This is a genomic window from Butyricimonas faecalis (genome assembly GCF_003991565.1).
GTDB lineage: Bacteria > Bacteroidota > Bacteroidia > Bacteroidales > Marinifilaceae > Butyricimonas > Butyricimonas faecalis.
The window spans coordinates 2,780,231-2,804,145 of record NZ_CP032819.1; the positions used below are offsets into that span (position 1 = coordinate 2,780,231).

Consider the following 23,915-nt stretch of genomic DNA (forward strand, 5'->3'; position numbering starts at 1 on the left):
ACGCTACTTTACTTTTCCGGATAATTGTGCAAAAATCTGATCCAAACTACACCTTTCAACCACAAGTTCCTTCAAATCCCAATCATTCATCACGCTCTCTTCAATATATTTTTCGGTGATTGTATTATCCTCATTAAAAAATATTCTAAAACGTTTTTCCGACAACGCCTCCACGCCCTTGTTCGGAGCCAACCGGGCAAGCACTTCTTTCCCCGGAGAATGATTCAACTCAATAACGAAACTATCGGGAGCGATATAATTATCAAAATCTTCCATAGACCCGGAAAACACCAAATGGCCGTTATCAATCATTTTTATATCATTACATATCGCTTGAACTTCAGACAATATATGGGTGGACAATAACACGGAATGTTCCTCCGCGATCTCTCGAATCAGGTTACGAATGTCAACAATTTGATTCGGGTCCAACCCATTCGTCGGCTCATCCAACACCACAAAACTTGGATTATGAACGATGGCCTGTGCGATGCCTACCCGCTGTTGATATCCACCAGAAAGATTCTTGATCAAACGATCACGAAAATGCGTGATCGAACAACGCTCCAAGGCTATATCAACAGCCTTATTCACTTCCGATTTATCCATCAAGCGCAAAAAAGCCGCATTCCGTAAATATTCCTCCACCGTCAAATCCGTGTACAAGGGAGGCTGCTGAGGCAAAAAACCAATATACTTTTTAGCCTCTACAGGATTTTCTCGTAAATTAATGCCATTAATAAAAACTTCCCCTTCCGTCTGATTCAAAACCCCACAAATAATATTCATCGTAGTTGATTTGCCGGCTCCATTGGACCCCAACAAACCCATCACCCCCTTTTTAGTGATATCAAAACTAATATCTTTTATCGCCCATTGCACGCTATAGCGATGAGACAGATTTTTTACTGATACAATCGAACTTCCCATATTTATTTTTTCATTAAGGACTTTCCTTGCAAGCACATACAACCTGCAAGGAAAGTGTATTCCTTATCTATTTATCTTTGATTAATAATTCCAATGATCCAATTGTTTGTATTGGATGTCCACGATCCGTCCCATACGCTCCTCTTCAGGATAAGCCATTCCATTTTTCGGGTAAAGGACTTTTTCTTCCTCAGAAAGATTCTTAGCCCCGTAAATAAACAACACGTAAAACTCGCCATTTTCTAATCCCACGGCCATGTGAGCTCCATAATAAGTTGCCGATTCAGCATTCATCGCCACAATATTAGCATTAAAACTCTTGTAAAGGACTACCGGATTTTGTGTATTATTGAAATCCATGTAATACACATCTTTACCAACAGCAAAGAACATATATTCCGGACCACTCAACGGCATCGTGGAAACAGTTGGAATCCCAGGCAAACCCATCACTTCATCCTTGCAAATTTCAACAATTGTAGGGTTTCCTCCACTTCCCTTAAATTTCACCCGCTCTAAAAATATTTTATCAGTCGCCTCCTCTTTCAACAATAGGGCTACACCATAATTCGGATATCCAAACCCAAACATCGTTGCTTTCAGTAATTCATACCCTTTCATGTTGTCTAAAGGAATGATCGCATTAATATCATCATTCTCCCCACAAGCTGGCAACTTACTTATGCGACCAGCACCTAACAACTCTGAATCCCAATTCGTTCCCCCATTCGTTACGTAAAGTAATCGCTTATTCTCTCCATCATAAATAAAGTTATACCCCGTGCGATTCGATCTATAATATCCATGGATCACCGTACAATTCCGTAAGGGTTCACTTTCACCCTCACAACACAACGGTGTATGTAAAAAATAATCCGAATTATAGACTGTACTCGTCACTTTCAACCGAGAATATAATTGTCCCTCTTGATCGGTTACTACATCTACCCAATCCATAAAAGTTCCAGGATGAAGCACAATTCCCTCCTTCGGGTACACACCTCCATCAAAAGCTTCCACCATATCAATCTCTTTTTCAAAGCTCACTCCACTCAAATCCACTGCACCACTCTCTTGAAAAACACAGATATTACCAACAATATTTTCGCTCCACTCAATCTTCTCCCTAAAATGCTCTTGCAAAGCAATCGGGCCTGATCCCAATTCTGCTCCATTATTCGCTATTCCATAAACATCCAGAATTAACCGCGACGCAATAATTGTGTCTGCATTTTCATCGTATTCCAATGTATTGAAATAGGATAATTGCGATTTTCCTCCCACATCCGACAAAATCATCCATGAACATCGATTTTCATAAACTCCAACGACCTCCAAAGTCACGCGTTCCATATAAACTACTCCAGTTTGCTTGTCTGTTACCTCCAAAGAGATATTACCGTGTTGCACAACTTCGTCAATTTTCCACTTAAATGTTGGCTGATCCCAACCTTCACGAGTTTCGTCATTCAACTTCCACAAATACGTGTACCTATCGGGATTTTGACTTAAATCTATATTAAAGGTAGGTTTCAATTCCAACACTTCACCAAATGTTTTCGATAAGAAACCCTCACCATCAAATGAAATTTTTATTTCATTAATATCTTTATAATCGTAATTTCCTTTATCATCATAGCAAGCGGTCAAGAAGACTACGGAAAACAACAGAAATATTGAATATATTTTTTTCATAACTCATCAAATTACACGTTAATAGATTGGTATCACCATTGCGTCACCATTCGCTTCAGTAATCCCATGTTTCCGGATATACTCTTTTGTATTCAATGCTATTTTGCGCCTAGTCGTGATATCCAAGCCTTCAAATGTCGTGAATCCTTCATTCGCCGCAACAATCGCTTCTAACTTTTCATACGAATAAGGACCCAAAAATGCTAACTCAATTTCCTTTGTCCACCATAATGGTTTCATTTTCATATCATTAAACCGAACTCGCACATCCGTATAACCTATATAACCTAAACCAAAGTTTTCATTTTCCACCAAACGCAAGGTCAAATGTACCTGTTTGTCTTTCAATGCCGGAGTCTTGTGTAATATCACGGTTAATGAATCAGAAGATCGTCCTTTTCGAAAAACTGGATCTTTAATCGTATATTGATCTTTCGTAGCTGTTGTCAATGAATCAACAACAATCACCCGATACTCCATATCTTCCTCCAACAAATTTCCAATCAAATTTACTTTAAAGCGATGCTCCAAATCTTCAGCCCCAACATAGTGGGAAAAAGAATATTGCACCGTATCCAAACGAACATATTTATTAGTTCCAACCTGCTCCCAACGCTCAAAAAACAACGCACGATCTGCCTCGTAAGAAAAAACGTCACGTTTATCACAACTTTGCGACAACATCATTAAACACAAGCCTCCCAACAACACTTTTCCTATAATATGTTTATTTTTCATAATCACCTCCTCATTAATTAATATTTTCACTATCCGGTTTCGGGAAAACAAAGGACTCCGGCTTCATCCCAGACCTCAAACTTTCTCCATATTTTTTATAATAAAAAAAGGTCTGTCCCTCTTGAAAAAATTCGCGTCTCACCTCTCCCAAAAGCCGAGCCTTAAAAGTCGCCATATCAACAATTCCTAAACTCACATCCCCTTTACAATTTCTTCCCTCACGCACTTGTTTCAAGTAATATGCAGCTTGCTCGAAATTTTTAATAGATGCGTAGTATTCTGCTAAAATAAAATGCATCTCGCTCAAACGCATCATCGGAACCATATCCTCGATCTGCGACACCAACTCTTTATCAGAATTCGGACGGATATTTTTCAACGGCATACTTACAGGATAGAAACCATCTATCGTTTTAATAAATTTCAAACGGAAATCACCACCATCAGCAAGATCATAATTCCAAACTTCATCATATTTGGCCAAGGACAAACAAGAGTTGCTAGTTGATAGCGAATAATCACTATAATCCTGTTGCAGCAATGGATATGATAAACAGAATATCAAATCCTGCGTACATTTCCGATCATAATCCAAACGACCATCCCAACCGTTTTCCGTATAATTCAACGCTAAGTCTCCCTCTCGAGTCCATTTAAAATCAACTACTTCTTGAGCATTCTTGGCAGCAATAGCTAACTTTTCACCTCCCCAATAACTATACACGCGTGCCAACAAACCAGTCACAGCCATAGCGTTGATTCGATAACCTCGATAGTGATAGAAAGGCAAACTTATTACCTTCGAACCATCCTCACTAGAAGAAAGCGCATACGAATCAAAACGATACTGCGCCCCCAAGGCTTTCCGATGAGCCAAATCCAATGTATCATAAGCCATAATCATTCCTTTTGCCATCAAAAGATCCGCCTCGATTTTCTTTAACGTCTCCTCCACACTCAATGCCACTTGCCCTCCATAATACGGGAATTCTGTTACATAAGGAATATATATACTAGTAGGATTAGACACTAACGCCGGAGCGAATAAACGTAATAAATCAAAGTGCATTAAAGCTCTAGCTGCCAATGCTTCACCCTTAATCATCTGACGTTCTACCTCTCCTCCGCGAAAATCTTCTGTCTTTAAATCATCAACATGATTAATAATATTATTGCAATTAGCTATCGTATTATAACCCTTTGCCCAAATACTTTCAATGGCATTCTTTATATCCTTATTGGCATCATAAGCAAACTTAGTTCCATGATAATAATAATGATATTGACTAATACAGCTACTCCAAGTTTTATTCTCTCCATATATCCTATATACTTGGCCCATGGCATCAATCAATCCGAAAGTCAATTCCCGTCCATACAAGGAAGTACTTGCCATTTGCTGATACACACCATTCAACGCATTTTGAAATCCGGTAGCTTCTTTAAATAAATCTTCCTCTTCCACCGTGTCTTCCGGAGAAACATCCAACCAATCGGTACATGCCGATAATAATAAGCCACACGTCACTAAAATCAATATATTCACTTTTTTCATATCGCTAATTTTTTCATTATAGTGAAACTTTGATAGAGAACGTCACCGTACGAGCGAAAGGATAACTCGTTCCTCTCTCCTGCTTCACACTGGAAAGATGCCAAATGTCGTTCATACCGAAACTGAAACGTAACATACTCAAATTCAATTTATTTGTAATACTAGACGGTAAATCATAGCCCAACTCCAAAGAGTTCCACGACAACACATTATAATCCTGCACAAAACGAGAAGTGGGCTTTGTTTGCTCGACAACATTTCGCCCGACAACCAAACTTTTATACTTTGCCTTGTCGCCCGGTTTTGTCCACCGACTGGTCAACACTCGCTCGTCCACATTATCCGTATACACATTCACATTTTCCACTTTATCCACCAAAGTTTGATTATAACGTTGCCCACCAGTTTCATACATAAAATTCGTAAACAAACTGAATTGTTTATAAACAATATTAAAACCAAAAGTTCCTTGTGCTTTGGGCTCTGACGTGCCCAAGGCTACTTGATCCGAAGCAGCCCAAACTTTTGTCAATTGACCATTACGACTTACAAATACTTCCTGACCATCAGCAGGATTAATACCTTGCGAACGCACGCCAAAAATAGAATTCAAAGAACCACCTTCCACATACTGCAAGAAAGGTTGTGATTGTAACTCCTTATCCGGATCATTAAAAGCCAATTGTTTCGAGAACATCTCTTGCACGCGTTCATTATAGGCACGCAAACTCTCTGAAATTTTCTCTATCCGGTTTTTGTTATGTGCCAAATTAAAGTTAAAAATAACAGACCAATCCTTCGTCTGATAAGCAGACACTCGTACATCAAACTCGTACCCTTTATTCGAAACTTCCCCCACGTTATCTCGATAAGAAGTAAAACCGGTAGAAGTAGGGACTGTCACATCATTTACCAAATCGATGGTTCGTTTGTCGTAATAAGATCCCTTCACATACAACAAATCACCGAACAATGACAATTCTGCCCCGATATCAAATGTATTGGTCGTTTCCCAAGTCAAATTCTTATTACCCAAGGCCTTCAACCTAGTACTCAATCCTGTTTTATACCATTCATCTGTTGCAATATCATATGTAGATCGAGCAGCATAAGCCGGAAAATTCGCTTTACCAATCTGCCCGTAAGAAGCACGAAGTTTCAACTGATCAACAAATCCTAACGATTGGATAAAATTATATTTATGCAAGTTCACACCTAACCCAAATGACCAAAAAGGAGCAAAACGTTGATCAGATCCAAATGTCGAAGAACCATCCATACGAACAGAGGCGTCCAAAAGATAAATGTCTTTATACGAATAGTTCAATGAAAATAAGAATCCCACTAGACGTTTCGTACTTTCATTAAAGCGAGTCTTTTGATACATTTCTTTAGCATATTCTGGAGATGAAAGAGTTCCGGAGGGGAAACCAATATAGGTAGCGCCATTTGATTTAGATTTATCCTCTTGCACAGAAATTCCTGTCAAAGCATTTATCATATGACCATTCAAAGCTTTATTGAATGACAACGTGGCATTCATATCCACACTAAAACCATCATTATTATCCAAATACAATGTACCCGAATTCACATTTTTCAAAGACAAAATATTCAAATTAGCCGACTGCTGGGATAATGGATCATAAAAACGTTTAGTATTACCTATCGTTTTAGTCAAACTCAACTGACCTTTCAACAATAACCCGTCAATAATATTCCAATTGACTGACAAATTATTGATAAACTCTTCAGAGCTTCCCTTATTAAAATTATTTAAACTCGGTTCATACATCGGATTCACACGTCGACTATCAGAACCTCTCCCCCAATATTTCATCGTCGGATTATAAACACCATCCTCGTCCTTATACGTGTCATAAGGTAATTGCTTTGCAAAAGCAGCAAAATTTCCATAAGGAGATTCCTTCGTACGCACTCGTTGATAAGTCACCGTATTTTTTACCAAAAATGTTTTATAATTATACGCTAAAGAAACACCTGCCCCCATACGATCACGCAAAGAGCCCTTCATCACACCATCTTGATTAGCATATTGCAATTCAATGCCAAAACGCACACTCTCACTACCTCCATCAATATACAAACTATGAGAATGATTAAACACGGTCTGTAACGGTTTTGCCAGCCAATAAGTATCCACTCCTTTTACAACATTTGCCAATTTATTGCTATACTCTTTATCCAAAGTATATTTGTCCGTATAACCATCATTATTCTTGTCAAAATCATAACATCCTGCCAAACGTTCCACTTCCAATTTTTCCTTGGCATTCAATAGATGATAGTCCGTCAAATCCGGAAATGTAATATCTCCCACAATACTGTAATCAATGTTCAACTTTCCAGCTTTAGGAGGAATTGTGGTAATAATTACCACACCATTAGCTGCGCGTGATCCATAAAGAGCCGTTGCTGTAGCATCTTTTAAAATGGTGATTGACTCGATCCTATTTGGGTCCATATCATACAATTTACTCACACTCACCTCGAAACCATCCATAATAAATGTTGGAAGATTCGGATTATCCACTAGATTCGATTTTGACAAAGCGTCACGATCTAACTGTTTCACTCCCAAACCGGATTCTCCACGAATATACACCTCGGGTAAAGCATTCGGGTCTGATCCCCAACGATTATTCTCCTTAATGCGGAAAGAAGGATCGAATGTTTGCAAAGCCTTAATGACATTCGTTTTCGACACTTTCAGCAAATCCTCCTTTTTCACCGTAACAGCATTACCCGTAAAACTTGAATTACGAATATTCATAAATCCCGTCACCACCACATCTTCCAAAGCCTTAACATCCTCTTTCATCACAACATCAATCGTATCCTTCCCGGCGTAAACAACTTCCTGAGTCAGCATCCCCACAAAAGAATAAACAAGTGTGAATTTTTGGGGAGCATTAGGGATTGTCAACGAGTATTTACCATCATGCCCCGTCGCTGTTCCGATAGCAACCCCCTTCATCTGCACGGTCACACCGGGAAGAGGCTGTTTTTTCGCATCAGAAACTTTTCCCGTTATAACGATCTTCTTTACTTCCTTATCATCTTGGGCATCTCTAGGTCGTACGACGATCATATTGCCGTTAAAAACGTACGTCAAATCTGAATTTTTGAAAACAGACATCAACACAGATTCCACGGTCTCATTATTCACGTCCAAAGAAATTTTCCCCAACTGCTTTACTTGTTCTATATTAAACAAGAAATAAAGCTTCGTCTGACGTTGAACCTCGTCGAACAATTTCTCCACACCCACGTTCTTCATTTTCAAGCTCACGCGTTCCTGTTGTGCCAAACTATTGGCTGACAACGAAAGCGTAAAGCAACAAGTGAGTAAAAAAAACAGTTTCATAATTACTAAAATTTTACGCCATGGTCTTTTAAAAAAAGAATGGCACAATCGTTTTTTTTCCATACATTTGTACTTAAAGTTATTAATACCTCAACAAGAAACTACGCCAAATAGTTTTTGTTGTCCTTAATTACAAACGGGAAGTACGCCAAATACTTTCCGTTTTTATTTTGATACAATAATCGTCTTTCCTTGAATAGAAAACGTTACCCCTGTTGATAAGGTAATCGCATCCAAAATCACACGGACATCTTTATACCGTTCCATATACCCCGAGAAATGTAACTCCTTCACGGAAGGTGTTTGATAAAAAACATCCACATCATACCAGTTCGACAAAACAGTAAGAATATCTTCCAATCTCTGATTTTCAAAACGGAAAATGCCATCCTTCCAATCCGTATAAACGGCTACATTTACTTCCTTCACGTCAACCTTCGTCTTTCCTTGCTTAAATTCAGCCATCTGTCCGGGTTTGATCACGCTCTCCGTCCCCGAAGCCAAAACCTTGACCCCAATACTTCCCTTGACTAATACGGTTTGTATGCACCCTTTTTGATGAGTATTAACATTGAAAGAAGTCCCGTACACTCGAACCTCCACACCTTCCATTTCCACAAAAAATGGACACTCGGGATCTTTGGCAACCTCAAAATAAGCCTCTCCCGACAAATACACTTTACGTTCTTTCCCATCAAATTTAACAGGATATTTCATCCGAGTAGCCGAATTCAAATACACCAATGTTCCATCCGCTAACTTCACCTTATACTCCCCACCACGAGGAACCTCAAGTTCATTGAAACGGATTCCGTCTACATTTTTACCCTCGGAAGAAGTATATACCAAACGATCTTTTTCCCCGGTAACCGTTATCTCCTTATCCTCAGAAATCACCCCCTCTTCCTCCTCCTTCAAAAACACCTTACGCCCGTCATCCAAAACTAACACGGCCTGTGAACATCCCGGTTGAACTGACGCGACAGATGAGACTACGACAGGAACTTGCACTGTTTCATGCATTAACTTCCACGATCCCACAACTAAAATAGGGAATAACAACACGACTGCGTATTTCCACCAACGCCCTATGTACTTCGGGGAGACTTTTCTCACACGTTTTTCAAAAACATGTAATGCTTTTATATCATTAATCTCCTTATAAACAGCGTGTTCTTTCGAGAATAAATCTTCCTGGCAAATTTGCTCAAATAATTTCCTATTTCGGGGAGCATCTTCACACCAGCTCTCTAATTCCTGCCGTTCCTTCTCGGTAATATTTCCAAGCAAGTATAACTGCAACAAGCGAACAATTCTATCGGAATACTGATTCTTCATCTGATAATTTTTGCATCATATACAACCATGATACAAAAACGGGGTATCCTAAATCCATCTTTTTTCAAAAAAAAGACACAAAATTTTACAAATCAATGATATTCAAAATAATTAACAAATAATACGATTTACCTAATCGCTCTCGCAAAAAATACATCGCCTTCTTTTTCTGTGTTTTCACTGTTTCTACAGAAAGTTCCAGTACTTGAGCTATTTCCTCATTTTTCTTGCCCTGCAAATGCAATTCGAACACTTGACGACAACGCTTCGGTAACTCATCCACGGTTCGATGTAACTCCCGGTATAGCTCTTCACGCATCAACCGGTAATCCTCGTCCTCTTCATTTTGTTCCTGCAATAAAATTTCTGCATGTCGCCGTTCAACCTCTTCATGCTTTAAATAATTTAAACAACGATTTTTGACCGCATCATACAAAAATGCCCGAAACCCGTGATATGAATTATACTTCTTATCACTCTCCCAAATAGCAATAAAAACCTCCTGCACAACATCTTCCGACACCTCCTGCTGTTTCACGTAACGTAGGGCATATAACACCAGATATCGATAAAATGTACCAAACAACTCGCGGAAAGCCGGCATCTGCTTTCTATTTATTTGGTCTATAAATTCATCTGGTTGCATTTCCATGTAACTCTAATAATTGTTTTCCCGCGTTACTTTATCGCAAAGCTATGATTTTTCATTCAAATAAACACAAAATATATCACAAATTCAAATAAACACGATCAAGTAAAGGGCGTGCCAAAAGACACACCCTCATTATTAATAACAATCATACCATGTTTATCGTTGGTTATTTCTTTTTATTAATTTCTCTTTCTACGAATCCACAAAATCGTACCCCACAACAACAGAATCACGGGAATAACACCCATAAAGACAATCTTCACGTACGGCATATCCGGACGTTTCAAACGGAAACCGACATCCGAACCGCTCGGGCGACGCACATCCAAAGGAGCCTCCCCGTAAGAGAACCAATGGAACGTTCCGGTTACCAACGGATAATTCGCCACGGGCACCCCTCGTTCTCCGGCAACCCCGTCATTACTGATACAACTGGCATTTCCCAAAATCATGATTCGTTGTTCTCGATCACCTATTTTACGAGATAGAGCCAACGCCGTCGGGTACATCCGTTCGATCTCTCCTGCCGCGGGATTCAACACCACAGAATCATTCACGAAATCCCGTGTTTCCATCTCATTCCAACATCCGGTGGAATCTGTACGCAACAACTCTCGCACGGTAAAGCCTTTGTCCGTCGTGTAATCCAATCCCACGGCATCCTTCATGTTCACTTTAAACTTACGTACCAACCACATGAATTCATAATGATACGAAAGTTCTTTCACTGTTTCTGGCACAGCATTTACCATCATGGAGTTCGGGAGAATATCCACTTTCTTCTGTACCAATGTTCCCGGCAACATACGTACACCAAATGGTTCGATAATCGGGTTCATAATGTTTTGCTTCCCGGCTCCACCCGCGATCAACAGATTGCCGCCCCGTTCGATATACTTGTTCAATTTGGTCATCTCCTCCGGATTTAGAGGCGTGTTCATATCGGCAACAACCAAAATATTGATATAATCGGGTATATCGGAATTGCCAGAAATAGATACTTCTTCCGTATCGAACCCCTGATTCAGCAACGAATGGCGGAATGTTTTCTCCCCGGCAAACAACAAATAATCCCGTTTCCGCTCTCCAGTGATGGAAGGTTCCCCGTGTCCGGTAAGGAATCCGACTTTAGGCATCTCCATCACGAAACGCTTGAATGTCACCCCGATTTCAGCTTCACTCGGGAATTTCTCCAAGTCATTGAACAACCGCAGGAATGCCTTTTGTCCGTTTTTCCGTTCCACCAACCGCACGAAAACATTCCCTTCCGGTTCCAAATCAATTATCTTTTTAATCTGTTTCGGGGTCAGCAATTTTTTGACATCCCAGTCCCGTTTTTCTGACTCCTCTTTTGCAATTTCGTCAATTGTTTTGCCCGGATAACGCCCCATCAGCCAAGGATTCGTAGCCACCGTATCATAATAATACACGTATTTCATTTTGATATCCGGCTTGAAACGCAGGTATTGCTTGAAGCGTTTTTTATCCTCGTTTACCATTGTGGGCCAGCCGTAAAAAGCATCTCGATCCAAATAATTCACGTAAGTCGTTATCGTCATCCCATCCTCCAGCTTGCTCATGATTTCTTGACTTACAGGCGTCAGAGTCATCCGCTTTGTCTCGGTAGAATCATAGAAACACATCATCATCGGCCGGGAGGTAATATAACCGATCAGGCAAGTCCCCGCAATCACTCCCAAATACTTTCCCCACATAACACCCTTCGGAGTATACTGACGGGTTGAATTCAATCTCAAAATCGTCAGAGACAAGAACATTGCCGGCACCACGATAAAATAGATTATATCCTCGCTGCAAATCAATCCGGAAATCATCTCTTCCGAACGTCCGGAAATACAAAGCCAATACGTAATATCCCGCACGAAATCATAACTCTGACCGACTTGGTTCACGTAATTCAACGCAGCCAGAATCACCAGCGTCCCGATACCGGCCACCACCTGGTAAGAAGTCAACGAAGAGACAAACAGACCGATAGAAGCGTAAGCACACAACAACAAATAGAGTCCCAGCCAACCAACCAAAGCCTCCTTAAATCCGAAATTAGGAATAACGCAACCGGCAAACAACACCATCACAAACAACACTCCCAACAACACCAACCCGTAAAGCATCATAGAAAGGAACTTCCCCAAAATGATATGGGTAGAAGTCACCGGCGACGCATACAACAACTTAATGGAACCACTGCTATACTCCCGGCTCATCAATGACATCGTCAGCAAGGGCATATACAGGTAAAGATATTGTTGTACGATCGTGTACAAACCGCGCATACCCCCTAATAACGAAGCAGTTTGCATCCCAAATGCGTACCCCAACGTACTTGACTGTGCCTTTTCTTCCATCAAGCCGACAAACGTCATCCCTACCTGAAACGCGAACACGACCCAAATAAACCATGCTACCGGAGAATAAAATAGGGTAGCTAACTCCGCTTTTGCAATTTTATATATTCTTCTCATAATATTCTTCTCGTATAAATTCACATACTACTTTCTCCCCTTGGAAGCACTCTTTGATAATTGGGCAAATATCGCATCCAACGAACTCTTCTCAATCACTAGCTCAATTAACCCCCATCCTCTCGTGACACAAACCTCTGCCACACGCTTAGCCGTATCCTGATCTCCGTCATATCGCAAACGGAATCTTCTTTCCGACAAGGTTTCCACTTTGGAGATCCCCGGCAAAAGCAGGTCACACTCCATCGGCGGAGTATCCAACTCCACTAACAAAGTATTCGGTTGGATATAATTATCGAATTCCTCGATACTGCCCGAAAATATCATTTGCCCGTTCTCGATCATCTTAATGTTCCGGCAAGTAGCCTGTACTTCGGAAAGAATATGGGTAGACAACAACACCGAACGCTCTTCCGCTATTTCCTTTATCAAATGGCGCACTTCCGTGATCTGGTTCGGGTCCAATCCATTCGTCGGTTCGTCCAACACGACAAATTTCGGCTTATGCACAATCGCTTGCGCGATACCCACGCGTTGCTGGTATCCCCCGGAAAGATTTCGCAACACCCGTTTGCTGAAATGCGTAATCCCACAACGAGCTTTGGCCTCATCCACCGCCGCCTTAATCTGCTTCTTATCCACCATGTGAAGATCTGCACAATACGTCAGATACTCGTCGACCGTGAAGTCCAAATGCAGGGGAGCCTTTTGAGGCAAGAACCCGACATTCTTCTTCGCCTCCACCGGATTCTCCCGCAGGTCAATCCCGTCAATAAACACGTTTCCTTCTGTTTGCTTCAACACCCCGCATATAATATTCATCGTCGTTGATTTCCCCGCCCCGTTGGAGCCGAGGAGTCCCATGATACCCCGTTGATTAATCTCGAAATTAATATCCCGGATTGCCCATTGGACACTATAACGATGAGATAAATGCTCTACTTTTACAATTGAATTTTCCATACAGTAATTTTATAATTCAAACATCTTTAATTTTAAGACAATACGCCCTTACAACCCGTTTTTCAACGCATTGTTCATATTACATTCACACTTACACGGAATAGTAGGGAGGCCGCGAATCCCGCCTCCCTATTCAAAAATCAATAAATTGTATTCCCTATTTTAACCAAATCAATATCATACTCCTTCTTGAAATGGTCCACCAGAATATCATACTTTTGCTTTACCAGCGGATAGGTTAAATCGCTTTCCCACTGCTCAGAAGTACGGCGAAGAATACTTGCCAGAAAATAAGTCAAGTCATCCGACTGCAACAGCGTTTTCGTTTGCCAATTGACATAAATGCACCATTCGTTCCCATACTGGGGATTAGCCACAAATCCGCGTTTACGGGCGTAGTCCGGGTCATTGGGATCACGACTCGCTTTCGTCGAATAGTCACTGATCTTATAAAATTCCTCCGGAATAGTTATCACTTTACGGACCTGCAACAAATCAAAGAAAAGAGATTGAACCGTGTTCTTTAATTCCAATTTCTCCGCGGCAGTTTTATTCTTGGTATCCTTATTCATATAGCCAAAAGCCAAAGAATTATCACCCGTCTTCACACATATCTCCGGACGATCCCTATAACTCAACACGGAATACACCGTATCTGCCATAAAAACCCGGTACGGCAAATTCTTTTTCAAGAATTCCTCGGGATAAAACTTCAACCACACCTCATCCAACAAATTCAACATATCTATGGCATATTTCGGTTCTCCTAAAGCCAATTTGTACAACGTTGAATTAGCCACCTGATTCCAATTCAAATCTGCCACGGTAAAATCATACAGAAAATAAGAACCGTATCTTTCATACAACTCCACGATCCGCTCATCCGATTCCGCATCTCCTCCTTGCGGTAACACATAATCCCGCTCAAACTCCACATCCGGACCCAAAGCCACGTCTTTCGAACAAGAGCACAAAAATATACCCCAGACCAACATTACTATTGCATATCTTTTTTTCATAACGAATCTCTTTTAGTCATTCATAATTTCATTCAGCTTTTCGTTCCGGTTCATACGCCGAAGCATTTTGAGTCAAGGCTGGATTCGCTCCTATCACGGATTCCGGCAAAGGAAGCGTGTACATCGGATCTTTCTCCTTCAACACGTAAGTTTGCAATGCCATCCCAACACCGGGCAACCAAGTATGTTTGATAGAAGGCATCCCGTAACGGCGTAAATCCAACCAACGATGCCCCTCCAAGGTTAACTCCAAACGCCGCTCCAAACGAATCTCTTTCAACAACAAATCGGGATCACTGATAGCAACATCTTGATAACCGGTGATACGATTCCGACGCAATTTATTCAGATCTGCCAAAGCCTCCGTGGTCTTGTTTTCCCACAAAACATACGCCTCCGCCCGATTCAAATAAGCCTCGGACATACGTATCGCGGACTTTGGAGCATCGTTCGTCGACGACGGTTTATTATTGTAATATTCTCCTCTACTTGCATCATACGAATAATAAAGATCCATTCTTCGATCATTCTCCCCGTAAGCCGTTCGTAACTCGGTAGACATATTCAGGCCACTTTCAATTTTAAAGGTTGACACGCTGCCTCCATACATCCAAGTTACCTCCTGAGAGGAATATTGGGTACAAACAAAATTCGCATCTGCCTTCTCTATCGCTGTCAAATTCGTCAATTCCCCTCCTATCCGGATTGCCTCGGTTGCCGCCTCCACGGCCTTTTGCCAATTTCCCATGTAAAGATACACCCGAGAAAGAAGAATCTCCACTGTCGGTCGGTTAATCCTGTAATCCGTGGTCACGCGACTATCCTCGCCCAGCAAGGCTGCCGATTTATTCAAATCCGCCAGAATCTGCTCATACACCTTTTCCACCGTGCTCCGGGCAATACTAACTTCCTCCACCGAAGAAGAAAGCTTCAGAGGCACCCCCAACGACTGCGGGTTCTCCGTGTAAGGCTCCCCGTAAAGATTCACTAACCAAAAATAAAATAATGCCCTCACAGCCAACGCTTCCGCTTTGATTTGATCTTTTTCCTGCTGCGACCCTACCGCCTCATCCACATAATCCAGCACGGCATTACAACCTTTAATCCGCTCGAACATGGCATAATAAGGAGTGGAGGCCAATTCCGGGCTCACAACCGTCGACTCGTACCTCTCCGCATCGGGCTGCCACGTGTAAACCGCAAAGATACTCTTGGTGTAATCCGCACCAGCCGAAGAGTTATTCACATCACAGTCAAGATCATCATCCATGTAACTGGTTATGGCAACCGGGTGCTCATTCGTGGGATTGGGATATCCCGATCCCAATAACAATTCGCGAAAATCCTTCGTTGTCTTCGGGATCACCTCATCTTGAGATTTGGAATCCAGGAAATCCGAACAAGAAACTGTCAGTATCCCCAACGCACATATTATTGATAAAACTTTTCCTTTCATTTCTATATTTTTTATCGGTTCCACTCGTTAAAAAGTCACGTTCAAAGAAAGAGATGTCGTTCTACGGGCAGGCCAATTTTTCGTTTCCGGATCCAACCCCTTCCATGCCTTATCGAAGACGATCATAAACGGATTGCTCATACTCCAACTAATACTTGCGTATTTCATGTGAAGAGCCTTCAAAATCTTTTCACTCACGCTGTAGGTAAGGGCTATCTGACGACAACGGATTAAATCCGTGTCTGCCACCCGGAAATCTGATTTCGCGTACATATCATAAGGCGTCATACTCGACGTACCGGACAAGGTCGGCAAAGTGACATAACCGAATGAACTTGCACTATTATAATTCGGTACGGCAGGAATATCCGTCTGGTCACCCGGCTTTCTCCAACGCTTCTTCAACTGGCGGGAAACATTCTCCTGCGGGGCAGGAACTCCCTTCAAAGAACCGGTATACAATTCGGGCAAACGATCCTGACCGCCAAACTGCATGGCAAACTGCATTGTCAGAGACAAGCGTTTGTATCTCACCTGCGTATTGAATCCTCCCGTGAAATCCGAATCAAAATTGCCGTTACGCACAAGGAATTCCGTAAAATCATTCGTCTTCTCGATATCCATGTCGTAGAAAAGAGGTTCCCCATTCTCCTGACTCAACTCCTTATATTGAAAAGAATAAAACGTATTATATGCCTGCCCGTTTACGATGGCAGAGCCATTCAAGAAATCCTCCAATACATTCACCCGTTCATTATTCCGTATCTTATTGTTCACCTTTCCGGTATTCACGGAGAACGACCATGTCAAATCTTCCGTCCGGACGGGTATAAAATTAACCGTCAACTCGTACCCGTTATTGTTCATCTTGGTTCCGAAAATCTGAGAATTCAACATCCCGTTCTCACCCGGAATCTGTCGGGAAGCGATCACGTCACTCTTTTTGCCGTAAGCATTGAATACCACATTCATCCGGCCTTTCAAGAAAGAGAGATCAACACTGGCATTCCACGACTTCGTTTTCTCCCATCCTAACTCTTCATACGGCAAAGACTTAATATTCAATGTATATTGGCTATAGTATTGGTTCAATCCCCCATCCCTCGCGATCAGATAAGGCGATACCTCCTCCACCGAATTTCCTTGATAACCGTATGAACCGGATATATCCAAAGACTCCATCCAACTCCAATCGCGAGCAAACGGCTCACTGCCTACCCTCCACTTCGCACCAATAGACCACGTCGGTTCAAACTTATCGTTTTTACTCTGTCCGAAACGATTAGAAGCATCCAATCGGGCATTGAAATTCAACACGTAACGATTATCAAAAGAATATACCGCCGTCAGGAACTCACTTAAATAATTATTTTCCCGGTTTGTCACCGATGATGCCGTTCTCATCTCATCCAAAAGAGGATTCGCTTGTGCAATACTGTTATACGCCGTTGTATAAGTTGTCGGGACAGCCGCGAAAGTCTCTCCCCGGTAACGCAAATACCCATAACGCGTATTTCTCGAACCAGTAGCCGTGTTGGACGAAAGTTCCAAACCTACTTGCAAAGTCACGCTATGACGCTCTTTAAACAACTTGTTAAACACCAAACTATTCCGGAACGACCATGTATTCGTCGTGGCATTCTCCGTAACCAACAATCCGCCAAAAGGGAGTTTCGTCATACCCTCCTCCTTGCTGTTAGCGGCAACCTCTCCGATCTCGTATCCCCGCAAAGAAGTAATATAATTGGAATATTCCGTGGCATACGACTTCACTTCCGACGAACTCACCGAGTAAGACAACAACCCCTGATACTCCAGACAAGGCAAAATCTTCCATGAAAGATCAATACTGGAAGCCACCATCTTTGTCCGGTTTTCATTGCCCGTGTTGTCTATTTCATTCAAAATATTATACCCGTACGACCTTTTACCGGAAATAGCCGTACTCGCACTTCCCCACTTCTCGTGATAATACAGCGTGCCGTCCTCGTTGTACAACGGGATCGTACGTGCCGTATTATAGGCATACGTGAATGGGCTAACCCCATAAGCAAAACCGAATACTTCACGATAACTTCCGTTCAGATTCAAACTGATTCTCAAACTCGGGATCAACTGTATCACGGTGTTTGAACTACCGGTAAATGTCTTCCCTTCATTCCCTTTAGCCTCTCCCTTCTCCTCGGCAATACCAATGGATGCACGACTGGAAATTTTCTCCGAACCACCGGTAATACTTAAACTATGCTTATGATTAAATGAATTACGGAACAAAATATCAAACCAATCCGTGTTCATATTAGCCATCTTGTTATACTCCTCGACCAATTGCTCGTGAGTAATCTCCTTGTTCGTCAACTTTTGCACCAATCCCGCGAAACCGATTGGCAACACGGCACTGGAGTAACGCACGCGATCCTCGTACATTTCCCGGGAAAACTGCATCAACTCCTGTGAATTCATCCGGTCGTACAACCCGTAACGCGGACGCTGTCCGATAGTAAAATTTCCGGAATAAGAAATAGAAGCGGAACCCGCCTGTGCTTTCTTGGTATTAATCACGATCACCCCGTTTGCTGCCTTGGAGCCATAAATAGCGGTTGCCGAAGCATCCTTCAACACGGTCAGTGACTCGATATCCGACGGATTCAACCAAGAAATCGCGTTCGCTGCAATATCCCGCAAATTATCCAAATCACTCGAAAGCGCGTCATCCGTCTGGCTCAACGGAAGCGGATCCCGCTGGATGACCCCATCCACCACCCACACCGGGTCTTGGCTACCTAACAAAGTCGATGTTCCCCGAATTCTAATTTTAGGCGTCGATCCGACCATACCGGAAGTAATCCGCACGGACATCCCCGGAATCACCCCCTGCAACATTTGATCGATCGTACTCTCACCCGGGACCATAATATCCTTTGCATACACCTTGTCAACCGCCCCCACGTACTTACTCTTATCCAAGGTCATGTAACCGGTGACTACCACATCCTCCAACGTCTCCACGTCCTCTTTCATCACCACGTTGATCGTGTCTTTCCCCGCGTAAACAACCTCTTGGGAAATCATCCCGACAAAAGAAAAGACTAAAGAAAACTTCTCCGATGCATTGGGAATAGACAATTGATACATCCCCGCCCCGTTTGTCGCCGTTCCAACTGAAAATCCTTTCAATTGGACGGTCACCCCCGGCAGCGGTTGTTTCTTCTCGTCCGTCACCTTCCCCACTACGCGAATTGCTTTCACTTGTTGCGACAACGCCTCCCGCACGATAAACACCCCACCTTCCTCGAAGAACTCAAACCGGGTATCCTTCAAAATCTGTTTCAAGGCCTCCGTAACCTCCAAGTCGGCAATCCTCATCTCCCGACACGGCACACGTTTCATCTTCCCGGCATCGTACAAAATCCGAACTCCCGTTTGATCCTTCACCTGTTTTAACACCTCGTTCAATGTCGTCTCCGCTTTCACCAAAAGGCTTACACGCTGGGTAAACGCGCTTGCTGAGAAGAAAAATAACATCACAAAAAGTAAAGTTAGTTTCATGACTTGTAACATTTTTTTGACACAATGTGGTCGTACCCACACGTTAGGTGGATTTTTTTTCATAACTTTGTTTCTGTTTAAAGGGTTTATAAACTCTAAATACAAAGGATTTGATTCTATAGTTTGGTCGCTGGCGAATCAGATCCTTTTATTTTACATTCCGCCTCACATAAATAACTTTATTTTGAATTTCAAATTTCACATCTGTTCCCAATTCAAACAACCTTAATAAAGGCTGTATATCCGAATATTTATCCAATGTCCCCGATAATTCCAGTTTTTTCAACTCCTCGGATTCAAACTTCACTTGGAAATCATACCAACGTGCCAATGTCGACATAATCTGGTCCAAATGCTGTTCCTCAAAACAGAAAAGATTATCCTTCCAAGCCGTGTACAACCGGGTATTCACCTTCCGAACCACGGGCAAATCGGAACCTTCCGTGCTAATCAACTGCTCTCCCGGCTTGATCAGCACCCCTTTCCGCGTATCTTTCAAATAACATATACTCCCTTTTTCCAGTGTCGCAGCTATCATCCGTTCATCGTAAACCGAAACATTAAACGCCGTCCCCAGCACTTTTATATCACCCATCGAAGTCTTCACCACGAAAGGATGGGCCGAATCCTTGGCCACGTCAAAATAAGCCTCTCCCTTCAAATACACGTTCCGCTCTCCCCCGGCAAAATGAACCGGGAACCGCAACTCCGTTTCCGAGTTCAACCACACCTGTGTTCCGTCAGCCAAGGTCAAATGAAACTCTCCCCCGCGAGGGATACTCATCACGTGATAGGCCTGCTCCCTTTCCGTTGACACGGAATCCTCTTTTATTCCATAAACCACCCCCATCGAATCTACTTCGACCACACCCTCTTTCGTCTCGACCTTGGCTCGCAAAGCATCGTTTAAAACGAGCTCCCGCCCATCCGCCAAATGCAAAACCGCCTTATTCGCTCCCGGTTGAAGAACCGAGGTTATTCGTCGCGTCAATTCCGGCACCTTCTTCTCTTGAGAAAAATCACCCTTATACAGGACAACGCCTCCCAGGATCAAAGCAAAAACAGCAGCAACACTTCCAACACGTATCATCATCCGCCCTCGATTTCTCCGGCGCAATTTTCTAAAAGCAAATTCCGCATCAAACCGTTTCTGTTCCAACCCTTTCGTCTGCAAATATCCCGGGTCAGACAAGCGTTTCACCACCCGACGCACAACAGGATCTTCCTCATCTACCAACGAAGCGGAACAATCCCTATCGAAATATGTCCTAACTTTTTTAGACCACTCATATATTTGATTCCATTTTTTCATCTTTTCCATGTGTCTTTCGTTAGTAGAACACATGACCGGAAAAAACGGGTGACAAACATTTTGAAAAAAATTACAGCAAATAAGCGCAAGCTTTGTTTTTACGCTCAAACTCCTCCATCACTACCCCCTCCAACTTCCCCTTACACGGGGGGAGAGTTGGTGCTTCTTCCCGAAAACAGTGAGGAGCTAAACTCTCCCTCTGTTTATAGAGGGAAATCACCGGGTAAGCGAGGACAGACGAAGAGCTTGCTCGGAATCTGTCGAACGAAAGGTGGTTTGAGTCCGTTTCGGGCTCAATACCCCGAAGGGGGGAGGGAGTTGAAATATAGAGTTTTGACACACCTTCAGAGGTCATTGTGGGGAAATAATCTGGCAATAAGTTCAACTTGATACCCCACATGATCATAAATACATATTTACATCCGGACCACTACCGTGTAAAACGCTATTAGAACGCTATTAGAACGCTATTAAAACGCTATACGGAATAGCGTTTTATTAAGGCTTTATAAGCATACTAGAAACTTTATACCCGGAAGTCATCCGCTAGTAATAATGATTTGCAATTCTATTGTTTTAATACATGTGCAATATCACCCTAGATAAAATTATAGACGTCAAGCACTTTTATTATAAGAAAGTATCATTTTTCCCCTGCATTTTAGGTTCAAAATGATACTTTTCTACATTTATAGAAACTGGTACAAGCTCTCTAAATTAGATGAGAATAGAGTTGGTTATAATTGAAGAAGTTGTTTATACCACTGTATATATTTAGGGTCTGTAAGAGAATCCACAATCTCTTTTCCCCACGCCTTCCACTCTTCCGCTCTCTCCGGTTCCATTGCGAGAATATTGGCATATAAATCCGCAAATGGAATTTCTTCCGGCTTCATGTCTTTACTTGCCTTCTTATAGGCCTTAACACTGCAAACTTTATTCTTAAACAACTTGACAATATTGGCCAAACCAATTAATTGTTTCGAATGCTGTAACTTATTTTGCTTGATAAATTGTATTGTTCTATCTATATCTTCAACAGAGATTTTTGCTGCTGCATTATAAAGAACCTGGTCAAGATCAGAATTAATTTGAAAGCCAACCAGTTCATCCACTTTTTCGGCACCTAACTTTTCACGAAATTTCTGAATATTCGAAAATAAATAATTCTTCATATCCGAACTGATCATGGCAAATTGCGGGTGATACAACATCCAAAATTCAGGCGAAATTCTCTGCTCATCATTCAGCAATGCAAATAACTCCAAGGCAACGAACGAGGCTTTAGGGCTAGACAGTTTGATCAATGCCGTCAAATATTTCAACATGAATTCAGGAGAACGATCACCCATTGTATATCGTGTTTCAAGTTCTCCCACAGCTTTATTATCATCAAAGGTTTCGTTCACCCGTTCGATGAAATCACCTTGCATGAGATTGGATACCCGGTGACGCATATCCCCGTGTTTGTCAAGTACAATCACCACGTTGGGAACAATAACACCATATCTTCTGGCAATTTCAGGTCCTTCCCCCTCTCCAACGTGTATTTTATAATTTATAAAAAACTTATTCAAGTAATCTCCCACCTCTTTGTTAGAAAAGAGTTTTTCATTGATAAGCTTTGAAGTTTGACCGTCGTTGTGGAAATACAAGAACACATACCTACTCTCGAGAGAAGCTCGATCCAAGACTTCTTTCAGCGATCCCAAGTCTTCCCAATACACGCCGTCTTTTCCCGAAACCCTTCTGGAAGTAAGCCCTATTTTAATAATCCCCTCCTTAACAATCTCATCTTTCACGGATTCTTGTGCCCGTAAGGCAATCTCCCCCAATCTTCGCGTTTGTTCTTTGTCATTGACAAGCGGGATAAACAATTTTGCAGCCTCGAATATCGTTCCTTTTTCTGAATCATTCCATACATTCAAATTAGCATCAAGGATATCGAGATATGCCTTCACGTTATAATTTCCGCGTGCTTCAGCCAATTCGGTTATCTTCAAAAGAGCCTCTTTACGGGGCACATCGTTATTTTTAAGCAAATCCTTAATCGTTGGAAGCTTTTCATACTTTTTTGCAGGCAACTGGTATACAATCATCATATTCAATTCGGTTATAAAAGAATTATAGATCAATTTACCAACCTCTTCTTTGCCGACTTCCTTTTCAAAATACTCCCGGTTCGCACAAACGAACTTCATCTCCTCGCCCTCTATGGTCGTCGCCCGCGAGCGTAACAATGGCCAATAAGTCGAATTCCGTTTATCCTTTTCTGAAAGTTTTCCCCAAAGATCATCGCCCACGGTTTGAGCCTTCACCACCTCACCGGAGATTGAAAGTAATTTCCAGTATGCCATTTGCTCCGTTTTATCCAATTTCCCCGCCTGATACAATGCTTCATACTCGGCAATACTATTCGCTTTTAAACCACGCTCGACGTTCTCTATTAACTCTTCGAGAGGCATTGCCCCGACTAGTTTATGCATCAACTTCCCATTAGCATTAATAATCAAAAAGGTAGGATACGCATCAACCCCGTATTGTTTACCGATAGCCGGTCCTTCACCTTTCTCCATGTCGACTTTCACGCAAACGAAATTCTTGTTGAAATAATCTCCGGCAGCTTCAAGCGTGAAAACATTATTTGCCATTATCTTGCACGGCCCGCACCATGAGGTATAGCAATCCAAAAATATGGCTTTGTTCTCTGCTCTCGCTTGCTCGCAAGCTTTCTCTAATGACAATTCCTGAAAGTTAGTTTGAGCAAAAATACCCACGGAACATAAGAGTCCAACGAATACGAATAATAATTTTTTCATTTTCTTTTGCTTACA

14 protein-coding genes are annotated in these 23,915 nt (G+C 42.0%); all 14 read right to left on the reverse strand.

Going from position 1 to position 23,915, the window contains the following annotated elements; translation table 11 throughout:
- Positions 1-3: 3 nt before the first annotated feature.
- On the reverse strand, positions 4-930 hold the full coding sequence (locus D8S85_RS12115; protein ID WP_106480872.1) for an ABC transporter ATP-binding protein: 927 nt from the start codon (positions 928-930) through the stop codon (positions 4-6).
- 81 nt (positions 931-1,011) lie between these two features.
- Positions 1,012-2,625, reverse strand: coding sequence for a PKD-like family lipoprotein (locus D8S85_RS12120; RefSeq protein WP_106480873.1), 1,614 nt, complete (start codon positions 2,623-2,625; stop codon positions 1,012-1,014).
- An 18-nt stretch (positions 2,626-2,643) separates the two neighbouring features.
- Complete coding sequence (locus D8S85_RS12125) at positions 2,644-3,363, reverse strand: DUF4843 domain-containing protein (protein WP_127075123.1); 720 nt, start codon at positions 3,361-3,363, stop codon at positions 2,644-2,646.
- A gap of 13 nt (positions 3,364-3,376) precedes the next feature.
- The gene (locus D8S85_RS12130; RefSeq protein WP_106480875.1) at positions 3,377-4,918 is read right to left on the reverse strand and encodes a RagB/SusD family nutrient uptake outer membrane protein; all 1,542 of its coding nucleotides are present in this window, start codon (positions 4,916-4,918) and stop codon (positions 3,377-3,379) included.
- 16 nt (positions 4,919-4,934) lie between these two features.
- The gene (locus tag D8S85_RS12135; RefSeq protein ID WP_240648637.1) at positions 4,935-8,306 is read right to left on the reverse strand and encodes a SusC/RagA family TonB-linked outer membrane protein; all 3,372 of its coding nucleotides are present in this window, start codon (positions 8,304-8,306) and stop codon (positions 4,935-4,937) included.
- Between the two features lie 165 nt (positions 8,307-8,471).
- Positions 8,472-9,644 carry a FecR family protein gene (locus tag D8S85_RS12140; RefSeq protein ID WP_106480878.1) on the reverse strand — a complete coding sequence of 391 codons (1,173 nt, stop codon included), beginning with the start codon at positions 9,642-9,644 and terminating at the stop codon, positions 8,472-8,474.
- An 85-nt stretch (positions 9,645-9,729) separates the two neighbouring features.
- Positions 9,730-10,296, reverse strand: a complete 567-nt coding sequence (locus tag D8S85_RS12145) for an RNA polymerase sigma-70 factor (RefSeq protein ID WP_106480879.1) — start codon at positions 10,294-10,296, stop codon at positions 9,730-9,732.
- Between the two features lie 179 nt (positions 10,297-10,475).
- Positions 10,476-12,782 carry a Gldg family protein gene (locus D8S85_RS12150; RefSeq protein ID WP_127075127.1) on the reverse strand — a complete coding sequence of 769 codons (2,307 nt, stop codon included), beginning with the start codon at positions 12,780-12,782 and terminating at the stop codon, positions 10,476-10,478.
- 27 nt (positions 12,783-12,809) lie between these two features.
- A complete protein-coding gene (locus tag D8S85_RS12155; protein ID WP_106480892.1) occupies positions 12,810-13,745 on the reverse strand; it encodes an ABC transporter ATP-binding protein in 936 nt (311 codons plus the stop codon).
- Positions 13,746-13,885: 140 nt separating this feature from the next.
- A complete protein-coding gene (locus tag D8S85_RS12160) occupies positions 13,886-14,764 on the reverse strand; it encodes a zinc-binding metallopeptidase (protein ID WP_106480893.1) in 879 nt (292 codons plus the stop codon).
- A 28-nt stretch (positions 14,765-14,792) separates the two neighbouring features.
- Positions 14,793-16,220, reverse strand: coding sequence for a RagB/SusD family nutrient uptake outer membrane protein (locus D8S85_RS12165; RefSeq protein WP_106480894.1), 1,428 nt, complete (start codon positions 16,218-16,220; stop codon positions 14,793-14,795).
- A 27-nt stretch (positions 16,221-16,247) separates the two neighbouring features.
- Complete coding sequence (locus D8S85_RS12170) at positions 16,248-19,769, reverse strand: SusC/RagA family TonB-linked outer membrane protein (RefSeq protein ID WP_240648643.1); 3,522 nt, start codon at positions 19,767-19,769, stop codon at positions 16,248-16,250.
- Between the two features lie 148 nt (positions 19,770-19,917).
- A complete protein-coding gene (locus D8S85_RS12175; RefSeq protein WP_158641564.1) occupies positions 19,918-21,090 on the reverse strand; it encodes a FecR family protein in 1,173 nt (390 codons plus the stop codon).
- A gap of 728 nt (positions 21,091-21,818) precedes the next feature.
- Positions 21,819-23,900: a thioredoxin family protein gene (locus D8S85_RS12180; RefSeq protein WP_106480897.1), complete on the reverse strand. Its 2,082-nt coding sequence runs from the start codon at positions 23,898-23,900 to the stop codon at positions 21,819-21,821.
- Positions 23,901-23,915: the final 15 nt, after the last annotated feature.